Below are 18,386 nucleotides of genomic sequence, written 5' to 3'. Positions count from 1 at the left end.
TAGAGGGATGCGCCCGTCCGAGGGGGCCCGGCAGCCCTCCGCAGGCAGCCGGGCATGGCCGACGTCGCGCCTGTGCTCCGCGGCGGGCGCGCTGCTGGCCTGCCTGGCGCTCTCTCCACCGGCTCAGGCCCACGAGGCGATCGAACGGCAGATCGCCGACCTGAACGCGCGCATCGCCGCTCACCCGCAGGAGGCCGCCCTCTATCTCATGCGCGGCGAGCTGCACCGCGAGCACGCCGACTGGAACGCCGCCGCGCGTGACTACCAGCGAGCCCGGGACATCGATCCCGGCCTCGACGCGGTCGATCTCGGCTTCGGGCGGCTGCGTCTCGACACCGGGCGTCCGGCGCCTGCCATCGGATTGGCGCGCCTCGCCGTCCCGACCGGCCACGCTGGGCCGCGGGCGCGCGGGAGGAGTCGATGAGCGGGAATCGCCTGCGCACCGCGCTTCTGTTTCCAGCCCTCATCGCCCTCCTGGAAGGCGTCTCCCAGGCTCCCGGGCCGGCCGCGGCGGCCTCCGTCATCCTGGTCCAGTTCGGCTCGCCGATGACCTATCGCGCGAACTCGTCCGATCCGGGCATCGGCACGAGCTTCATCGCGGAAGCGTTCGACGACTCGTCCTGGACCCCGGGCGTCTATGGGGTCGGCTACGAGACGGCTCCCCCCGGTGCCTCCGCGCTCATCCGCACGGCGGTGCCGGCCGGAACGCTTTCCGTCTACACGCGCGCCCGCTTCACCGTCAACGATCCCTCTACGGTCACCGACCTTTCCTTCGGCGCCGACTACGACGACGGCTACGTCGCCTGGATCAACGGCGTGGAGGTGGCGCGCTCTCCCGGCATGCCCGCGGGCACCCCGGCATGGAACACGAACTCGGGGTTGCACGAGTCGAGCAACGGAACTTCTCCGAACTACGGCACGCTCGTGGACGTCTCGGCGCGGGCGCTCCCCGCCCTGCACGCCGGCGTCAACGTCCTCGTGGTCGGCGTGTGGAACAGCGGTGGCGCGACATCCTCCGACCTGGTGGTCGTGCCGTTCCTTTCCGCCAACAGGACAGGTGGCCTGACGCGGGGACCCTATCTTCAGATGGGCACGCCGACGGAGCTCGTCGTGCGCTGGCGGACCGAGGTGGCGAACGGAAGCCGCGTCCTGTACGGGACCGACCCGGCCGATCTGTCCTCTTCCGTCCTCGACCCGACGCCGACGACCGAGCACTCGCTGGCCCTGACCGGGCTGGCTCCGTCGACCCGCTACTATTACGCGGTCGGCACCCCCGCCGCGATCCTCGTGGGTGGAGATCCGTCCTACTCGTTTCAAACCGCGCCGCCCGCAGGGACCGCTGCGCCGACGCGTATCTGGGTCGTCGGCGATTCCGGCACGGCGGACGCCAACGCCCGCGCCGTGCGCGACGCGTACACCCAGTTCGCCGCGGGCAGCCCCACCAACCTGTGGCTCATGCTGGGGGACAACGCCTACCCCGACGGAACCGATTTGCAGTACCAGTCGGCCCTGTTCGACATGTTCCCCGAGATGCTGCGGCAGACCGTGCTCTGGCCGACGCTCGGCAACCACGACGGGATCACCGCAGACTCGGCGACCCAGACAGGCCCCTACTACGACATCTTCACGCTGCCACGAAACGGCGAGGCGGGCGGCCTCCCCTCCGGAACGGAGGCCTACTACTCGTTCGATCACGCCAACATCCACTTCATCTGCCTGGAGTCGTTCGAGACCAGCCGGGCCACGGGCGGCGCGATGATGACCTGGCTGCAGCAGGACGTGCTGTCCACGAATCAGCCGTGGATCATCGCCTTCTGGCACCACCCGCCCTACAGCAAGGGATCGCACGACTCGGACGCCGAGATCGAGCTGATTGAAATGCGTAAGCATGCCCTGCCGATCCTCGAGCAGGGGGGCGTCGATCTGGTGCTCACCGGGCACAGCCACTCCTACGAGCGCTCGTTCCTCATCAACGGCCACTACGGGCCCTCCACGACCTTCGGCGACGCGATGAAGATGGACGGCGGGGACGGCCGGACCGACGGGCAGGGGGCCTACAGCAAGCCGTCCGCCGGACCGGCGCCGCATGAGGGGGCGGTCTACGTCGTGGCCGGCAGCTCCGGCGAGGCCCGAGGCGGCCCCCTGGACCACCCGGCCATGTTCCTGTCGCTCAACACCCTGGGGTCCCTGGTCCTGGACGTGAACGATCGCCGGCTCGACGCCAGGTTCCTGGACTCCTCCGGTGTGACGCGGGACTCCTTCACGATGATCAAGGGTGTGACGGCGCCGGCGGCCGATTTCGACGCGACACCAACCTCGGGCACCGCGCCCCTCCTGGTCCAGCTGACCGATCGATCGCTCGGCGGCCCGACGGCGTGGTCCTGGGACTTCGACGACGACGGGTCGGTCGACAGCCTGGAGCGGAGCCCCTCCCACGCGTACGCCGCTCCCGGGCTGTACAGCGTGCGCCTCACCGCCTCGAACGTCGCGGGATCCAGCTCGAAGGTAAAGCCGAGCCTGATCTGCGTGCGGTCCGGAGACGGCACCGCGGACGCGGACGGCGACGGGACCCCCGACGGCACGGACGTCTGCCCCTGTGTCCCCGATCCCGGGCAGGAGGACGCCGACGGGGACGGCAGTGGCGACGCGTGCGATGACGACGACGACAACGACGGCGTCGCCGACGCGGCGGACTGCGCTCCCCTGCTGCGCAGCGTGTCCTCCCCTCCGTCCCCGATCGCCGACACGCTGCGACTGGAGCGGGCCGGGGCCGCCACGGACACTCTGCTGCGCTGGAATCGCAGTCGCGGCGGGTACACCGCCAATGTGTACCGCGGCACCTTCGCGCCGACCGGTCCGCGCTCCCGTAACGAGACCTGCCTGCAGGCCGAAGTCCCCGGCACGGAGCTCGTGGACCCGGAGGCGCCCCAGGCCGGCCTCTCCTTCTACTATCTGGTGAGCGCGCGCAACACCTGCGCGGAGAGCGCGGCGGGCCGGGACAGCGCAGGCGGGGACATCGTTCCCACGGTGTCCTGCCCGATCCTCAACCGGGACGGCGACGGCGACGACGTGTCCGACACGGGCGACGCCTGTCCGCTCGTCCCCGACCCTTCCCAGTACGACGCCGATTCCGACACGGTGGGGAATGTCTGCGACAACTGCCTGGAGACGGACAATCCCGGACAGGAGGACGGCGACGGCGACGGGAGCGGGGACGCATGCGACAACTGCCCGGCCATTCCGAACACCGACCAGACTGACACGGACGCCGATGGGGCCGGGGATGCCTGCGACCCGGATGACGACGGGGACGGTGCCCCGGACGGCCTCGACTGCGCCCCCCTGGACGGCGGCGTGAGCGCGCTCCCGGGGCAGATTGACGACTCCCTCGGCCTGGGCCCCGCCCCGGACGACCTGGCCTGGTCGCCGGTTCCCCAGGCCGCCGCGTTCAATGTCTATCGGGGCGCGCTCTTCATTGGACTCCCCTTCGCCTATGACCACGCCTGCCTCGTGGCGCGCACCACGGGCACGACGGCGGCCGACCCGGAGATGCCGGGGGCACAGCAGGGCTTCTATTACCTCGTGAGCGGATGGAACAGTTGCGGGGAGAGACCGTTGGGCTCCGACTCCGCGGGGGTCATCCTCCCCAATTCCTCGGCCTGCCTCTGAACGGAAGCGGCTAACGGCCCCCGATGACGCCGGTGATCGATTTGGCCGGGACCATCAGGAAGTCGTCCGTCAGCGTGATGCCGATCCGGCTGGCGTCGAGGAGAGCGTGCAGCGGGGCCTGGTCACCGAGCGACCAGTCCCCGTAGCCCGGGGCGTGCCGCTTCGTGGGCGCGAGACCTTCGGCGGCCAGGACGCGCGCGGCGAGCGCCTCCACCTCGAGCCCCAGGGCGATCGCGGCGCTGCTGGCGAACGCGTCCGCCAGGAGGCCCCGGGTCATCTCCCCTCGGTCCATCAGGTCGTGGATCCAGGCGTCCGCCTCGGGGCCGATGGTGGCGGCGAACAGGATGGCGCGACGGCAGCCGAGCAGGCGTTCGTGCAGCGACCGGCTCTCCGCCCGGATCGCGCCGGCGAGCAGGCTCACTCCGGCCTCGGGGGTGGCGGCGTCGAAGGCGCCGTAGATCGCCCGGGGGCGCAGGAGCGCCCGCCCTGCCTCCATGACCTCGTCGATGAGCAGGCCGGTCTTCGCGGGCACCTGGCCCGGTCGGCGGTAGCCGAGGCGCATCAGCACCATCGGCCGGGCCACCGTGACCGGCAGGGGATCGGCGATCTGGATGGGAGCCATGGTGTCGGGGGAGCGCGCGCGGACGGCGGGGCGCCTCAGCCGGCGAAGGCCGGGATCGCCTCCATGCCGAACTCCTTCGACTCGCGCAGGACGATCCGGTCGAGCTCCCTGACCTTGTCCTCGGCAAGGTGGAACGGCTCCATGGCGAGGAGCTCCTTCACCCTGGCCTGGGCGCGCTGGTAATCGGAGGGGCCGCCCCCGCCCTGGGGGGCGGAGCTGCGGTCGACCACCTTGCCCGGCATGTATCCCTCTTCCTTGAAGAGCTTGAGGGTCGTCGGATGGCCGAGGAAGTGTCCGGCCTTCACCGCGTCGGGGAGGAAGTCGATGGCCATCTTCTCGTGCCGGTGCTTGATCCCGTCGATCAGGCGGTACGCCATGCCGCACAGCTCGTTGTCGATGACGAGCTTCTCGAGGCTCTGGCAGGTGATGAAGTCCAGGATGCCGACGCCCGAGACGATGTTCACCCCGGCGAGCGCCGCGAACATCACTCCCATGCCCGACTCGTAGCCCGCCTGCGCATCCACCACTTTCGAGTCGGACAGGCCCATGTAGGAGTGGATCGGGAACCCGAAGGTCTTGCCGATCTGCGCGTAGGCGCAGTCGATCATGTACGTCTCGAGCGATCCGAACGGGGTCTGGCCCGCCCGCATGTCCATCAGGCACGGCGCGCCGCCATAGACCACCGGCGCCCCCGGACGGACCGCCTGCGCCAGGGCAATTCCCGCCAGGTTCTCGGCGGTGTGGACCACCAGGGTGCCGGAGAACGTCACCGGCCCCGTCGCGCCGGTCAGGGGGACGGAGATGATCTCCGACGGGAGGTTGTGCCGGGCGCATTCCATGATGCTCTCGGAGGTGAGGATGCTCCACCGCAGGGGGGACGACGGGCAGGCGTCGAAGATGGCCAGGGGCTTCTCGGCTGCCTCCTTCGCCGAGCCCCGGATGACGCTCAGGATCTCGAGCGTCGCCGGGAACGACTCCTCGCGGAACAGCCCCGTGACGATCGGCTTGTTGCAGTGCTGCACCGCCAGGTAGAGCCGGTAGAAGTCGGAGATCTCCATCGGCACGTCCGACGGGACGAGCGAGGTCGACGCGGCGCGGATGTGCGGGAGCTGCTGCACCACGCGCGCCAGGCGGATGTAGTCGGCCGAAGTCGAGGGGCGCGTGTGGCCGTCCGTCTCGAGCATCTTGATCGCCGCCGAACCGGGGTCGTACGTGACGTTGTCCCCCCCGACCTCGATCGAGGCGTCCCCCGTGACGTTCCAGATCTTGAAGGATTTCGGTGCCGTCCGGATGGCCTTCTCGACGAAGTCGCGGCTCAGCCAGGCGCGCTCGGACGCCCGGTCGATGCGCTGGCCGTGCTCGCCCAGAAGGGCCAGCGCCTTCGGGTGCTCGAACTGCAGCCCGATGGTGCCGAGGACCTCGAACGCCTCGTCGATGATCCGGTCGATCATCTCCTTGGAGAGCATCTGGATGCGGGGCCTGAAGGTGGGAACGAGGCTCAAGGGCGGTCCTCCCGGGAGGCGGCGCAGGGGGCGCCGTGCTTCACGGCCTGGCTCAGGCCGGCGATGAACTCGGGCGTGGTGCCGCAGCAGCCGCCGAAGACATTCACGCCGATCGCGGCGATGGTGCGGGCGTCGATCACGAACTCCTCCACCGTCTGCTTGTAGGCCATGGACTCTTTCTCGAGAATCGGCTTCCCCCGGTTCGGCTGCACGATGATGGGGAGGTCCGTGCTGTCCCGCAGGAGGCGCGCCAGCTCGATGAACACCGGGCTGCCGTGTGAGCAGTTGCTGCCCACGATGTCCGCCCCGTTGTCCTTGAGCACCTTCAGGCAGTGCGGCACGGTCTCCCCCATCAGGGTGAAGAAGCCGCGCGGGTTCCGATCGAACGTCATGCAGACCACGACCGGCAGCGACGACCGCTTCTTCGCGGCGCGCAGGGCGCACAGCGCCTCCTCGAGGGAGTACATCGTCTCGATCGAGATCAGGTCGACGCCCCCGTCGACGAGCCCCTCGACCTGCGCCTCGAACGAGGCGTCGAACTCCTCGCGCGTGAACTCCCCCATCGGCTTCATGAACTTGCCGATCGGGCCGACGTCCCCGGCCGCGTAGCGATCCCCGGGGCAGATCCCCTTCAGGGCCTTCGCGGCCAGGCAGTTGGCGTCGTAGGTGCGGTCCTGCAGGTCGCGCTCCGACAGCTTGATGGGGGTGCCGCCGAAGGTGTTCGTCTGGACCACGTCCGATCCGGCTTCGTAATAGGCGCGGTAGACTTCGTTGACGACCTCCGGCTTCTCCCAGTTCCAGGGCTCCGGCGACTCCCCGTCGAGGAGGCCGGCGGCGAACAGCATGGTCCCCATGCCGCCGTCGTAGACGACCAGGCGTTTCTGGACCAGCTCGCGGAAATCGGGCTTCATCCCCTATCCCGTCATGTGAAACCGGGTGCGCAGCGAGAGCTTATTCTAACGCAGCCGCCGCCGCCTCGCGAGCCCATTCGCGCTGGGAGCCGGTCCTGGGAGCCGGTCACGGATCATGCACCCGGGGTCTCGGGCAGGGCCGGGAAGGGGGCGTCGGCGGGACCGACCCGGTCCTCTTCGATGGGACCGGTCGCGGCGAGGACGAAGGCGGCCCCGATGATGAGGGCCGCGCCGGCCCACTGCAGCGGCCGGAGCCTCTCGTCGAGCAGGAAGGCGGCCAGGAGGAGGGTGCCGAGCGGCTCGAAGGTGCTCAGGACCGATGCCACCTGAGGACCGACCCTCTTCAGGCCGGCCAGGAACAGCACGAATCCGAATACCGTCGACGACAGGACGAGCCCGGCCATGCTCCCCCACTCCATCGCCGTCCGCGGCCAGAGGAACCCGCCGCCGAGAAGCGCGCTTCCCGCCCCGAAGGAGAGGGCCGCCCCGGTGATGATGTAGGCGCCGGAGACCGCTCCCGGGATGCCGGGCGTCAGGTGGTGCATCCAGATGAGGAAACCCGCGTACCACAGTCCCGACAAGACCGCCAGCGCCGCCCCCGTCGCATCCACGGCGCCGCCGATGGGGCCGGCGCACAGCCAGACGCCCATCATCGCCAGGACAATCGCCCCGAGCCGCGACGACTTCGGGCGACGTCGCGAGATCCCCCAGAGCATCAGGGCGAGAAAGGCGGGGCAGGTGTACAGGAGCACTTCCGTCAACCCCGCCGGAATCCGCTTCAGGGCCAGGAAGAAGAGGGCCGACTGCCCCGAATATCCGACGATGCCCCACACGATCAGTTCCGCCCGGCGACGGCCGGGGAGATGGACGCACGCCCGCCGGTACTCTCGCGCGCCCAGGACCCAGAGCCAGAGGATCGCGGCGGCGAACAGATAGCGGGACGCCAGGAGGGGCCAAAGCGGCAGACCGAGCGCCAGGGCGAACTTGCCGAAGATCGACAGGAGCGAATAGCAGAACGCCGAGGCGATGATGAGCGCGAATCCGCGCACATCGGGCGACGGCGACTCTCGCATTCGCGTCTCGGACGGCACGGCCACCCTCCGCGGCCGCCGGCGGCGGCAGCCCGAAGCCGCGAATTATAGTCGTGATATCGTGGCCACGATGGGGACCGGGGCCGGCGTCGGAATTTCCGGGGAGACCGAGGCGCTCGCCGCCGCGAGGAGCGCGGCGCGCCAGGCGCTCGAGGGCTGCGGCTCGGCGCGCGCCGACTGGGGCCTGGCCTTCATCACCTCCTCGCACCGGCCCCAGTACGCCGTCATGCTGGCCGAGATCCAGAGGACGCTCGGCACCGAGTTCATCGCGGGCTGCAGCGCTTCCGGCGTCCTGAGCGGGTCGGAGGAGATCGAAGGGCGTCCCGGCGCCGTCGTGCTCGCGGTGCGATCCGATCGTCTGAGCGCCGAGACCCTGTACGCGCCGATCGGCGACGACGACCCGCGCGGCGCGGCCCGCGAGATCGGCCGGCAGATCCAGGGCCGGGCCGGCGGGCTCCTGGTCCTCCTGCCGGACCCTCTGGCCGCCCGGCCCGACCACCTCCTGCACGAGATCGGGCGCGCCGCGCCGGGGCGCGAGGCGGTGGGGGCCGCGGCCTCGGGCGACCCGGCACTGCGGAGCACCTTTCAGTTCTATGGACGGAACGTCGCCAGCCGGTCCATCGCGGGGCTCCATCTGTCGGGGGGCCTGCGCCGTGCCATCGGCATCACCCAGGGCTGCCAGCCTCTCGGTCCGATGGGACGCATCACCGCCGGGGATGGCAACGTCATCCTGAAGATCGACTCGCGTCCGGCGCTGGACGTCCTGCGCGCACGACTACCCCCGCCTCTGGCCTCCTCGATCGAACGTCTCGCGGGGCACCTGTTCGTCGGCCTGCCCCCCGACCCGAACCAGGAGACCATGGCCCCCGGCGAGTACCTGGTTCGCCAACTCATCGGCGTCGACGCCGCGCGGGGCGCCCTGGTGATCGCCGCCACCGTGAGGGAGGGCGAGCCGGTCCACTTCGTGCTGCGCGAGGCGCACGCGGCCCGCCAGGACCTGAAGGAGATGCTCAGGCCGCTCGCGCCGGCGGTCGCCAGGGAGGAATTCCGCTTCGGCCTCTACTTCAACTGCGCCGCCAGGGGCTCGTCCCTGTACGGGATGCCCGGCATCGACACGGCCTACATCTCGTCCGCCCTGGGGAATCTGCCGCTCGCCGGCTTCTTCGGCAACGCCGAAATCGCGCCCCTGCGAGGCGAGAACCGGCTGTTCACGCACACCGGCGTCCTGGCGCTCATCGGCGAGAGCTCCGACGTATAATGGTGTCGCCCGCCCATCCTGCCGTCCGGAGACATGACCAGGATTCCCGCCCTCCAGAATGAGATCGTCGCGCACCTGCGCGCCACGGGGCGGGCGGAGACCAGCCGCAGTCTGGCTTCCCGCTTCCTGCGCATCGAGCATGGCGACGAAGAGACCTGCCGCCGCCTGCTGGCCCCATTTCTCGCCACGGTGCCCGGCGTCGTGCACCGCCCGGACGAAGGCTGGTCGCTGGTGAAGGGGGCCCGCGCCGCCGCGGGCGCGCCCGCCCTGGATGATGCCGCGGCGGACCGGGGCGTCCCGCCGGCGCGGCAGGGCATGGCGCTCTCGGACTTCGTCGCCCTCGCATCGGAGGGGGCCGGGCCGGCCGGGAGCGGCGCCGTCCAGGTCGTGAGCCTCCTGCCCGTTATCGCGGGGGAGGCCTGCCAGGAGGAGCACTTCCCCGCCTGGGCCGACGACGAGGACGCCCGGCCGGGGGACGAGCCGGCAGCCAGGGGACTGACTCCTGCCGTCCTCGAGGACCTGTTGCAGACGATCGGCGATCTGCCGGTCGTCTGCCATCGCGTGGCGCGCGAGGTGGAGCCGATCCGCCGCCTGGGTGCCGCCTCGGGCCTGCCCTTTCAGGCGCCGGTGATTTCCGCCGCCAAGCTGGGCCATCTGCTTCTGGGGCTCAAGGCGAACCACGCCGTCGTGGACCTGGCGGCCGCTCTGGGGGAGGAGGCCGGCGGGCCCGACGATTGCCGGGGGCGCGTCCGTCTCGTCGCCGCGTCGTTCCTGCGGCTCCTTCCCCTTCTCAAGGAGCGCGGGGTCGACTCTCTGGAGACCCTGCTCGAGTACCAGGACATGCCGGCACCGCCCGTGGATCTGTCGGGGTGCGCGTTTTCCGCGGAGGATCTCAAGGCCCTGCCCGCCGTCCCCGGCGTGTACCGCTTCCTCGATTCCCGCGGAGAGGTCTTCTACGTCGGCAAGGCCAAGAACCTCCGGGTGCGTCTCGGGTCCTATTTCGCCCCTTCGGCCCGCGGCACGGCCAAGGGACGGGCGGTCCTGGAGCAGATCCACTCCCTGGCGTACGACACGGTCGCTTCCGAGATGGAGGCGGCGCTGGTCGAGGCGGCCCTGATCACCGAGCACCGCCCGCGCCTCAACCGGCAGTTCGACGTCCACGAGCGCCCGGCGCCCTATGGCCCGCGCCTCAACCTGGTGGTCGTCCTGAGAGACGCCCCCGGCCCGCGACCGTCCGAGGCGGGATGCACCCTGCACTTCCTGCGCGGGGGGCGCTACCTGGCGCGTCTCGGCGGCGTCGACGGCGCGCTCGGGCTCCTCGAGCGGATCTTCTTTGCGGGACGCGCCGACTCTCCCGCCCGGGCCGGGGTCCCGGACGACACAGGAGTCGACATCGACTGGCAGCTGGTCAGCTCGTTCCTCCGCAGGCACAGGGACGACGTGAACGTCCTGGACGTCGACGAGTGCGCCTCGGCGAGCGAGGCGGCTGCACGGTTGCGCGTCCTGGCGGGCGCGGCGCTCTCCGGACCAGGGCGGACCGTCGCGCGTTGACCGCGGGCGTCTGGGAGCCTTTTCGGGTTCCTAGTTCACCCGGTAGACAGGGCTCTCGGGCGACAGTCCCGGGCCGCCGACCTCGACGATCGACGCCTGGGGATTGAGCTGGCGCAGGATTCCGAGGATCCGGTCGTCCCTCCTGATCAGGGCGACCAGGGCGGGTCGATCCGAAAGGGCCAGGCGCCCTGCGTCCTTCGGACCGAGAAGGACGGGCGGCCGGTCCCGGAGCTCGAACAGGTACACCTCGGCTTCGACCGGGTGGCCATTGACCGGGAATCCTGTGCCGTTCGCGACCAGGAACCGCTCGACCCCGGGGGGCGCGTCCCGCAGCACCCGGGCGGCCGCCTTCAACGCCACATCGTGCGCCTCCGCCATCCGCGGATCGTGCCCCCAGATGACGAAATACCGGTAGGCCGTGAAGTCGCCGATCAGGATCAGGGCGACGACGCCCGCGGCCAGTACGGTTCCCTCCCCCGGCCTGCGGCGGCGCGCCAGGAAGTCGACGGCGCTCTCGAGCCCGGCCCCCGCCAGCAGGGCCACCGCCGGCAGGACCCCCGAGCTCCTGAGGCCGTGCGGCACCCCCTCGACCGACAGGAGATTCGGGAGGAGCAGCGCCCCGAGCCAGCCGAGGAGGAGTGCGGGCATCCGCGCCGGTCGCCTCCACACCAGGACGAGCCCCAGGAGAAACAGGAGGCCGGTGAGCGGATCGAGCATTGGCGCGCCGCTCAGATTGTGGCGCCAGTTCGCATCCCCCGAGACGTGGAACATCAGGAGCGTGGCCTTCAGGTTCGCCGCCAGGTGCGCGGGGACCTCCGCGGCCGTCACTTTCGGACTGAAGACCGACAGGACGCGGTGAGGATAATTGAAGTGCTCCGGATGGTGCAGGTAGTGGAGCAGCATCGGCGAAGCGACGGCGAAGGCGGCCGCCCCAAACAGCAGGATGTTCCTGAGCACCGTACCCCGCCCCTCCCGCGAGCGCGACCATTCGACGAGCAGGTACGCCGGCAGGAGGAGCGGGGCGAAGCGGAATGCCGGGTAGACGTGGATCCCCAGCCCGAACAGCGCTCCTCCCACGATCGGACGCCAGGCTCCCCTGCCCCCGAGCCCCTCGACGAGCAGAGCGATCGAATGAACCAGGAGACAGGGAAGGAGGATGGCCCGGAAGCCGCTTCGGCTCAGCAGGACATGCCAGAAGGAGACGGCGAGGAGGACGGCGCCGAATAGTCCGGCCCTCTCCTGGCCGAGCGCCTTCCCGAGACGGAACACCCCAAGGCAGGTCAGGACCCCGAACAGCGCTCCCGGAGCCCGGACCGTCCAATCGGAGGCGCCGAGCAGCAGGAAGACCAGCCCCATCAGATTGGAATACAGTCCCTCGTCGTAGGCGTAGTGCAGCCGCGGGTGCCCCGAGGCGGCCCGCAGGGCGTCGGTGGCGGTCGTGGCCACGTCCCGATAGTGCGCGGGCGGAAGGCCGGACAGATCGACGAAGCGCAGGAGCGTCGCCGCGCCCAGCGCGAACCATAACAAAAGAAGAGGAGGCCCGAGCCGGCGTTCCATCCGGCCGATTATACCGTCCGGAACGCCAATGGCTTGACGGTCGGCAGCCCCCTTGCGTTCTGCATCCGGCTCCCTATATTGGGTTCAGTCGGCCACGCGCGGCCGTGGAGTGTCATGCCCCCGACCACGAAGATCCTGCTCGTCGACGACGATGCCACGGTCCTCGATCTCGTGCGCGAGACCCTGGAAGGCTGCGGCTACACCATCGACACGGTCACCAACAGCCAGGAGGCGCTCGCCCGCGTCCAGGTGGGCGGCTACTCGATGATCATCCTGGACCTTCTGCTCCCCGACATGAACGGCTTCATCCTGGCGCAGGAGATCAAGCGGCTCGATCCCGGCCTCTCCGATCGGATCCTGTTCATCTCGGGCATCCTGTTCGGGCAGAGCACCGTCGACCATCTCGGCTCGGTCGGCGCCGGCTTTCTGAGCAAGCCCTTCCAGCTCGAATCCCTGATCGAGGCGGTCGACAAGATCGCCAAGAAGCGCGTCGCCTAGCAGCCGGTCCGCGTCGGGCAGGCTCCAAACGATCGACGCCACGGACGGTGTCGCGGCCGCCCGTGGCGTCTGTTCCGTGGAGGAGGGAGCGCCCCTCAGTGCGGGCGCTTTCGTGCAGCAGTTCGTCTAACCCCAGATGATCATCGCCCTCACCTTTGATCGACCACCGCGCCGGCGCGGCGTGCCGCATCGAGCACGGAGTCCATCTGCCGATCGAGAAGGGCGACCCGTTTCTGCAATTCGAGAACGAGCGGCGCCACGGCCGCGCGGTAGCCCAGACGCGGCGCGATGACACCGGTGTCCCCCGCCAGGGCCGATTCGGAGAAGGCGATCCGGCCCATCTCGAAGTCGAGCTCCGCCTGCAGCGCGACGCGAGTCAGGTGCAGGGCGTCGTACGCCCTCTGGTACAGGGCGTCCTCCCGCGGGGGGGGCGTGTACGGCGGCAGGCCCGTGGCCGCCCGCGGCTGGATCGAAGACGGCGGCAGGCGCCTCAGGTCCTTGTTCGAGTACGCCCCGGGCATGTCGAACTTCGCGAGATCGGCGTTCGTATAGAGCTGTTGACCAAAGGTGAGAACGGGCCACACGAGGCCCAAGAGCACGACCGACACTTTCATCGTGAATCCTCCCGATGCGCCGGGCCGGGCGATTCGTCGTGCGAACCATCGCCCCATCCTGGCGGTCCGGGCCCAACCCGATTGAGCCCGGCCTCAAACTCTGCGGCGCTGAGTCCCGTTCATATACGGCGAGAGCGTGAGGCGGGCAATCGGATTCTTCGCTCGGAATTCTGCGTCAACACCGCAGCCAGAGCGGCTTTCGGCGCATCGTCAAATTCATGACGACGAGTCCCGTTGAAAGCCCGGCAGGCGGCCGCTATAATGCCCGCTTCCTCGGAGCGCCCGTCCGATGCGTGGTCTCATGAAATCGATCCTGATCCGATCAGGCCGCACGGCCGGAAGCGCCTGCCTCGGGATTCTGCTCTCGGGCGCCGCTATCCCGCGCAGCTTCGCCGCACCCGGCGTGCCGGAGAGCCGCACTCTCGCGAACGGGCTCAAGGTGGTGGTCCTCGAGGATCACACGCTCCCCCTGACCGCCGTCAGCCTGTGGGTCGGATCGGGGAGCAAGGACGAGATCGAGACATCGGCCGGCTACGCGCACTTCCTCGAGCACCTCATCCAGCGCGGCACCGACACCACCGGGCCGTTCGAGTACCAGAAACGGGCCCACCGCTGGGGGGGATCGCTCGCGGTGCGGGCCAACTACGATCGCACGCACATCACGGCGACCGGCGTATCGTCCCTCGTCGCGGACCAGGTGGACGCCGTGGCCGGCATGGCCCTGAGGGCCAAGCTGGACAACAAGGAAATCGATCTCGAGCTCGGCACGCTGTCGCAGGAGGTGCACCAGTATTACGACGATCCGTCCATGGTCGCGTTTCTGGAGGCGATGCGCGCCGCCTTCCCGAATCACCCCTATCGCTTTCCGCCCCTCGGTAACCTGAAGACCATCGGCACCTTGAAGCATGACCCGCTTTCGGCCTTCTACAAGAACCTGTACGTGCCGAACAACATGGCCCTGGTCCTCGCAGGAGACCTGGATCCGGGGCGGGGATTCGCCCTGGCCGAGCAGGCATTCGGCAAGGCGGCGCCAAGCGCCACCCTGCCGGAAAAGCCCCCGTCGCTCCAGGGGTTTGCCGGACACGACGACAAGGAGAAGCCGCTCGACCTGCGAGAGCCTTGGACCACTCTGTCGTTCGTCGGCCCCGGCTACCGGCACCCGGATCGGGCGGCGTTCGAGGTGCTGGCGCGGGCGCTGGGCGAAGCCGGACGCTCCCCCATCCAGGCGGCCCTGGTGCGGGACAGCGCGGGCTCGCAGGTGCGCGTCAGCTATTACCGGCTCGAGGAGGCCGGCCTGCTCTACATCGGCATGGTCCCCGCCACGCCGGAGCTGTCGTACGCCGCGGCAACCTCGGCCCTCAAGGAGCTCGTGGCCTTCAAGAAACGCGGCATGAAGGACGAGGAGGTCCGGGGCCACGTGCGGAGGATCCTCCTCGAAGAGCGCCTGAAGGCCGAGCGCCTGGCCGAGCGCAGCGAGGGCCTGGGAGAAGCGGCCCTGTTCGGCGGCGTGCGCTACTACTGGGACCTGCCCGATGTCTATGCCCGCCTCACGGCCGCCGAGGTCAACCGCGTCGCGGCAAAATACCTGGTGGGCGAGAACCTACGCCTCGTGGTGATCGTGCCGAAGACCACACCGGCCCAGAGGGAGGAGGACAAGGACGTTTTCCACGCGGCGCTGGACGAGCTCGGCGGGGTCGCCGCGAGCCTCCCCGCTCCCTCGCTCCAGACCGCCCTGTACGCGCCCGAGGAGGCTGCCCGCCTGCGGCCCGAGGCCTGGGGCGATCCGCGCGACGCCCGCGGGGCGAATCCTCCCGTCCGTGCGGTGCTGGACAACGGGCTGGGGCTCGTGGTCCGGGAGGATCACCGGCACTCACTTCTGGCGGTTTCCCTGCAGCTTCCGTTCGGCTCGGGACATGACCCGGCCGGCAAGGAGGGGCTGGCCTATGTGGCCGCCCACGTTCTGCCGATGGCCCCGGCCGCTTCGGCGCGCGGCCAGAGTTCCGGCGAAGCCGAGCGTCCGAGTCCGGTGCCGGAGGTCCTCGTGTCCCGCGACCTGACCGAAATTCGCTTCCGCGTCGACCCCGGCGGGCTGAACGCCGGACTGCAGGCCCTGGCGGGCTGGTTGCGGAAGGCGACCCCGACCGAGGCCTCGTTCGCGGCGGTGCGCAGGGGCAGCCGCCAGGCGCTCGAAAGGGCCGACACCGACCCCTCGTTTATGACCCTGGAGCTGTTCCGCGAGAAGGTCTACGCCGGTCACCCGTATGCGCATCCGGCCGTCGGAACGACCACAGGCCTCGATGCGCTCGCGCTGGCCGACGTCGAGGACTTCCTGAAGCGCCGGCTGGGGCCGCGGGGGGCGGTGCTGGCGATCGCGGGAGACGTGCTGGCGGCCGACGCCAGGAAGGCGGTGGAGGATCAGTTCGGCGACTGGAAGAACCCGAAGGGGGCCGACGGCCCCCCGGTGGCGCCGGGCCCGGCGGTCGAGCACGCGCAACCCGGCGAGGTCAGCCGGTTGATGAGCGGGTCGCAGAGCACCGTGCTCGTCGGGGTCCCCGCGACGTCCATCTCCGATCCCGATTTCGACGACGTTCGACTGCTGGGCGCCGCCTTGACCGTCCTGTCCTTCGAGGACATGGTGTTCGGACGGCGGGCCGCCTTTTCCGCCAGCGCGGTCCCCGAGGCCCTGCGCGACGGCGGGGCGCTGGCGATCCTGGTCGTCACCCAGCCCGCGCGGCGGGAGGAGGCGGTGTTCGACGTCCAGCGATTGATGCGCCGGCTGGCGCTCGAACCGCTCGATCAGAAGGACGTGGACGACTTCGCGCGCGTCGAGGCCGCGCGAGAGACGTCCGAGCTCCAGGGCGTCGCGGCGCTCGCCAGCAGCCTCGGGTATCGCGAGGTGGCCGGGCTCGCGACCCGGGCCCGGGGCAAGCCTTCGGCCCCGGCCTCCGCTCCTTCCCCCGCCCGGTTGAAGGACATGGCGTCCCGCTTTCTCCGTCCCGAGTCCTGGATCGTCGTCAAGGTCGGGCCGCAGGCGAACTAGCCTGTCCGGGTCCGGCGCCGGCTCCTAGGTCCGGGTGTACAGGCCGCTCCGGCCGCCGCTCTTCCGCAGAAGCCGGACCGACTCGATCGTCATGCCGCGATCGACCGCCTTCACCATGTCGTAGAGGGTGAGCAGGGCGGTCGCGGCGGCGACTAGGGCCTCCATCTCGACGCCGGTGCTCCACCGCGCGCGCGCCGTCGCCTCCACGTCGACGCTCATCCCGTCCCTGCCAAGGCGGATGTCGACGCCGACGTGCTCCAGGGGAATGGCGTGGCACAACGGGATCAGCTCGGAGGTCCTCTTGGCCGCCGCGATGCCGGCCACGCGCGCCAGCGCGATCGCGTCCCCCTTGCCGGCCCGGCCCGAGCGGATGGCGCGCCAGGCCGGGCGGCTCATCCGGATCGATCCGCCGGCGACCGCCTCCCTGAGGGTCGGCGGCTTGCCGCTCACGTCGACCATGCGCGCCTGCCCCTTCCGATCCAGGTGGGTCAGGCGCGCGGGGGTGTGCCCTCGTCTTCGGGGTGATCGTTTCATGCCGCCTCCGGGCCGCCCACGATAGCACGCGGGGCGGACTCTTCGGGGAGCCGGGTCCGATTCTCCCGGCGCGCCGTTCGGATCGTTGAGAGTAGAATACGACCCGTCCGGCACCGTTCCCCGTTCCGTCCGGAGATCATCCCGTGACCTCAACCCAGACGCACGTCCAGGCGCCCAAGCCGCCGCGCGGCGGGCGCGCCTACACGCGGGTCATCCGCCGGTTCGTCCGGCTCGGAGCCCTCGAGGACGTGGCGCGCCTGCTCGATCGCATGCGCGCGCCGGACGTGGTGCAGATTCTGAGGTCGCTCGCGCCGGCGGAGCGCAAGGCGTTCCTGGAGGTCCTCCTCGCCCACGAGCGCGCCGGCGAGGTCCTGGCCGGCCTGCCGCAGGCCCAGATGGCGGAGATCCTGGCTCACGCGGGGGACGAGCGCGTCGCGACGCTGGTGTCGCGGCAGGCCCCCGACGAGGCGACCGATCTCCTCCGCCTCCTTCCCGAAGAACGGGCCGACGCCGTCCTGAAGCTCCTGGACGAGAAGACCGCCGCCACCCTCTATCGCCTGATGACCTATGGCCCGGCGACGGCCGGCGGCATGATGACCACGCGGTTCGTGGCGCTCGATCGGCACACGCGCGTCGGCGAGGCGATCGCACGCATCCGCAGCGAGCCGGAGGCGGAGATGGTCTTCTACCTCTACGTCGTTGACGAAACCATGCGCCTGGAGGGCGTGGTGTCCCTGCGGCAGCTCGTCCTGGCGCGGCACGACCAGGAGCTGCGGGAGATCATGAATCAAAAAGTAATCCAGGTGCGCATCGACACGCCGCGCGCCGAGGTCGCGGAGGTCATCGCGCGCTACAACCTGCTGGCGGTGCCGGTGGTCGACTCCGGCAACGTGCTCGCAGGGATCATCACCGTCGACGACGTCATCGACGCCATCACCGACGAGACGACGCGCGAGATGTACCGCATGGCCGGACTGAACACCGAGGACCGCATCGGCACGCCGGCGCGCGAGTCGGTGCGCCGCCGGCTCCCCTGGATGGTGATCAACCTGGGGACCGCCGTCCTGGCCTCGTCGGTCGTGTCGCTCTTCGAGGGGTCCATCGCCCGGGTGGTGGCGCTCGCGACCTTCATGCCCGTCGTCGCCGGCATGGGGGGCAACGGCGCCACCCAGGCCCTGACCGTCATCATCCGCGGCATCGCGCTGGGGGAGATCGACTTCAGCTCGGCGCGGCGCGCCATCCTCAAGGAGGTCACCGTCGGCGCCTCGATCGGTGTGGCGACCGGCCTCCTGATGGCGCTGATCGCCATCGTGTGGAAGGGAAACCCGATGCTCGGCCTGGTGATCTGCCTCGCGATGATGATCAACCTGCTCGTGGCCGGCGCCGCCGGCGCCGCCATCCCGCTGGTCCTGAAATGGATGAAGCTCGATCCCGCGCTGGGATCGGGGGTGATCGTCACGACCTTCACGGACTGCTGCGGCTTCCTGGCGTTTCTGGGGCTCGGCACGCTCCTTCTCGACTACCTCTCGTAGCGCCGCA

The 18,386-nt window shown here is 70.2% G+C and carries 14 protein-coding genes; 7 read left to right on the top strand and 7 right to left on the bottom strand.

Features of this window, described 5'->3' with window-relative positions; genetic code table 11:
* The first annotated feature begins 7 nt into the window (after nt 1-7).
* Together VGV60_08635 and VGV60_08630 are read left to right on the top strand one after the other, a co-directional pair.
* Entirely contained in the window at nt 8-424 is a 417-nt protein-coding gene (locus VGV60_08635; protein HEV8701324.1) for a hypothetical protein, read from the top strand.
* A complete protein-coding gene (locus VGV60_08630; GenBank protein HEV8701323.1) occupies nt 421-3,669 on the top strand; it encodes a thrombospondin type 3 repeat-containing protein in 3,249 nt (1,082 codons plus the stop codon). Before VGV60_08635 ends, VGV60_08630 begins: the two co-directional genes overlap by 4 nt.
* A 10-nt stretch (nt 3,670-3,679) precedes the next feature.
* On the opposite strand, the gene VGV60_08625 is transcribed toward VGV60_08630, so the two are convergent.
* The 4 genes from VGV60_08625 to VGV60_08610 form a co-directional block, all read right to left on the bottom strand.
* On the bottom strand, nt 3,680-4,291 hold the full coding sequence (locus VGV60_08625) for a vitamin B12 dependent-methionine synthase activation domain-containing protein (protein HEV8701322.1): 612 nt from the start codon (nt 4,289-4,291) through the stop codon (nt 3,680-3,682).
* 35 nt (nt 4,292-4,326) lie between these two features.
* Nucleotides 4,327-5,793, bottom strand: coding sequence for a trimethylamine methyltransferase family protein (locus tag VGV60_08620; GenBank protein ID HEV8701321.1), 1,467 nt, complete (start codon nt 5,791-5,793; stop codon nt 4,327-4,329).
* On the bottom strand, nt 5,790-6,704 hold the full coding sequence (locus tag VGV60_08615) for a homocysteine S-methyltransferase family protein (GenBank protein HEV8701320.1): 915 nt from the start codon (nt 6,702-6,704) through the stop codon (nt 5,790-5,792). The genes VGV60_08620 and VGV60_08615 overlap by 4 nt, the downstream gene beginning before the upstream one ends.
* A gap of 113 nt (nt 6,705-6,817) precedes the next feature.
* Nucleotides 6,818-7,777: a DMT family transporter gene (locus VGV60_08610; GenBank protein ID HEV8701319.1), complete on the bottom strand. Its 960-nt coding sequence runs from the start codon at nt 7,775-7,777 to the stop codon at nt 6,818-6,820.
* An 88-nt stretch (nt 7,778-7,865) separates the two neighbouring features.
* Between VGV60_08610 and VGV60_08605 the strand changes: the two genes are divergently transcribed.
* Entirely contained in the window at nt 7,866-9,053 is a 1,188-nt protein-coding gene (locus tag VGV60_08605) for an FIST N-terminal domain-containing protein (GenBank protein ID HEV8701318.1), read from the top strand.
* A gap of 33 nt (nt 9,054-9,086) precedes the next feature.
* Entirely contained in the window at nt 9,087-10,604 is a 1,518-nt protein-coding gene (locus tag VGV60_08600) for a GIY-YIG nuclease family protein (GenBank protein HEV8701317.1), read from the top strand.
* Between the two features lie 30 nt (nt 10,605-10,634).
* Here VGV60_08600 and VGV60_08595 read toward each other — a convergent pair whose 3' ends face one another.
* A complete protein-coding gene (locus tag VGV60_08595) occupies nt 10,635-12,161 on the bottom strand; it encodes a glycosyltransferase family 39 protein (GenBank protein ID HEV8701316.1) in 1,527 nt (508 codons plus the stop codon).
* A gap of 114 nt (nt 12,162-12,275) precedes the next feature.
* On the opposite strand from VGV60_08595, the gene VGV60_08590 reads away from it, so the two are divergent.
* On the top strand, nt 12,276-12,659 hold the full coding sequence (locus VGV60_08590; GenBank protein HEV8701315.1) for a response regulator: 384 nt from the start codon (nt 12,276-12,278) through the stop codon (nt 12,657-12,659).
* 149 nt (nt 12,660-12,808) lie between these two features.
* Here VGV60_08590 and VGV60_08585 read toward each other — a convergent pair whose 3' ends face one another.
* Complete coding sequence (locus VGV60_08585; protein ID HEV8701314.1) at nt 12,809-13,273, bottom strand: hypothetical protein; 465 nt, start codon at nt 13,271-13,273, stop codon at nt 12,809-12,811.
* 301 nt (nt 13,274-13,574) lie between these two features.
* Between VGV60_08585 and VGV60_08580 the strand changes: the two genes are divergently transcribed.
* On the top strand, nt 13,575-16,313 hold the full coding sequence (locus VGV60_08580; GenBank protein HEV8701313.1) for an insulinase family protein: 2,739 nt from the start codon (nt 13,575-13,577) through the stop codon (nt 16,311-16,313).
* A gap of 24 nt (nt 16,314-16,337) precedes the next feature.
* Here VGV60_08580 and moaC read toward each other — a convergent pair whose 3' ends face one another.
* On the bottom strand, nt 16,338-16,847 hold the full coding sequence (gene moaC, locus VGV60_08575) for a cyclic pyranopterin monophosphate synthase MoaC (protein ID HEV8701312.1): 510 nt from the start codon (nt 16,845-16,847) through the stop codon (nt 16,338-16,340).
* A 143-nt stretch (nt 16,848-16,990) separates the two neighbouring features.
* Between moaC and mgtE the strand changes: the two genes are divergently transcribed.
* Nucleotides 16,991-18,379, top strand: coding sequence for a magnesium transporter (gene mgtE, locus VGV60_08570; protein HEV8701311.1), 1,389 nt, complete (start codon nt 16,991-16,993; stop codon nt 18,377-18,379).
* Nucleotides 18,380-18,386: the final 7 nt, after the last annotated feature.

Source organism: Candidatus Polarisedimenticolia bacterium (assembly GCA_036001465.1).
Taxonomy (GTDB): domain Bacteria; phylum Acidobacteriota; class Polarisedimenticolia; order Gp22-AA2; family Gp22-AA2; genus Gp22-AA3.
The sequence above is the reverse complement of the archived record's forward strand: the minus strand, read 5'-3'. Positions and strand labels throughout refer to the sequence as shown.

What these genes read in the sequence shown, in the direction of transcription:
- VGV60_08580 (HEV8701313.1), top strand. Translation starts at nt 13,575, where the DNA reads ATGAAATCGATCCTGATCCGATCAGGCCGCACGGCCGGAAGCGCCTGC.
- VGV60_08625 (HEV8701322.1), bottom strand. Translation starts at nt 4,291, where the DNA reads ATGGCTCCCATCCAGATCGCCGATCCCCTGCCGGTCACGGTGGCCCGG.
- moaC (HEV8701312.1), bottom strand. Translation starts at nt 16,847, where the DNA reads ATGAAACGATCACCCCGAAGACGAGGGCACACCCCCGCGCGCCTGACC.
- VGV60_08630 (HEV8701323.1), top strand. Translation starts at nt 421, where the DNA reads ATGAGCGGGAATCGCCTGCGCACCGCGCTTCTGTTTCCAGCCCTCATC.
- VGV60_08590 (HEV8701315.1), top strand. Translation starts at nt 12,276, where the DNA reads ATGCCCCCGACCACGAAGATCCTGCTCGTCGACGACGATGCCACGGTC.
- VGV60_08585 (HEV8701314.1), bottom strand. Translation starts at nt 13,273, where the DNA reads ATGAAAGTGTCGGTCGTGCTCTTGGGCCTCGTGTGGCCCGTTCTCACC.
- VGV60_08635 (HEV8701324.1), top strand. Translation starts at nt 8, where the DNA reads ATGCGCCCGTCCGAGGGGGCCCGGCAGCCCTCCGCAGGCAGCCGGGCA.
- VGV60_08595 (HEV8701316.1), bottom strand. Translation starts at nt 12,161, where the DNA reads ATGGAACGCCGGCTCGGGCCTCCTCTTCTTTTGTTATGGTTCGCGCTG.
- VGV60_08615 (HEV8701320.1), bottom strand. Translation starts at nt 6,704, where the DNA reads ATGAAGCCCGATTTCCGCGAGCTGGTCCAGAAACGCCTGGTCGTCTAC.
- VGV60_08605 (HEV8701318.1), top strand. Translation starts at nt 7,866, where the DNA reads ATGGGGACCGGGGCCGGCGTCGGAATTTCCGGGGAGACCGAGGCGCTC.
- VGV60_08600 (HEV8701317.1), top strand. Translation starts at nt 9,087, where the DNA reads ATGACCAGGATTCCCGCCCTCCAGAATGAGATCGTCGCGCACCTGCGC.
- VGV60_08610 (HEV8701319.1), bottom strand. Translation starts at nt 7,777, where the DNA reads ATGCGAGAGTCGCCGTCGCCCGATGTGCGCGGATTCGCGCTCATCATC.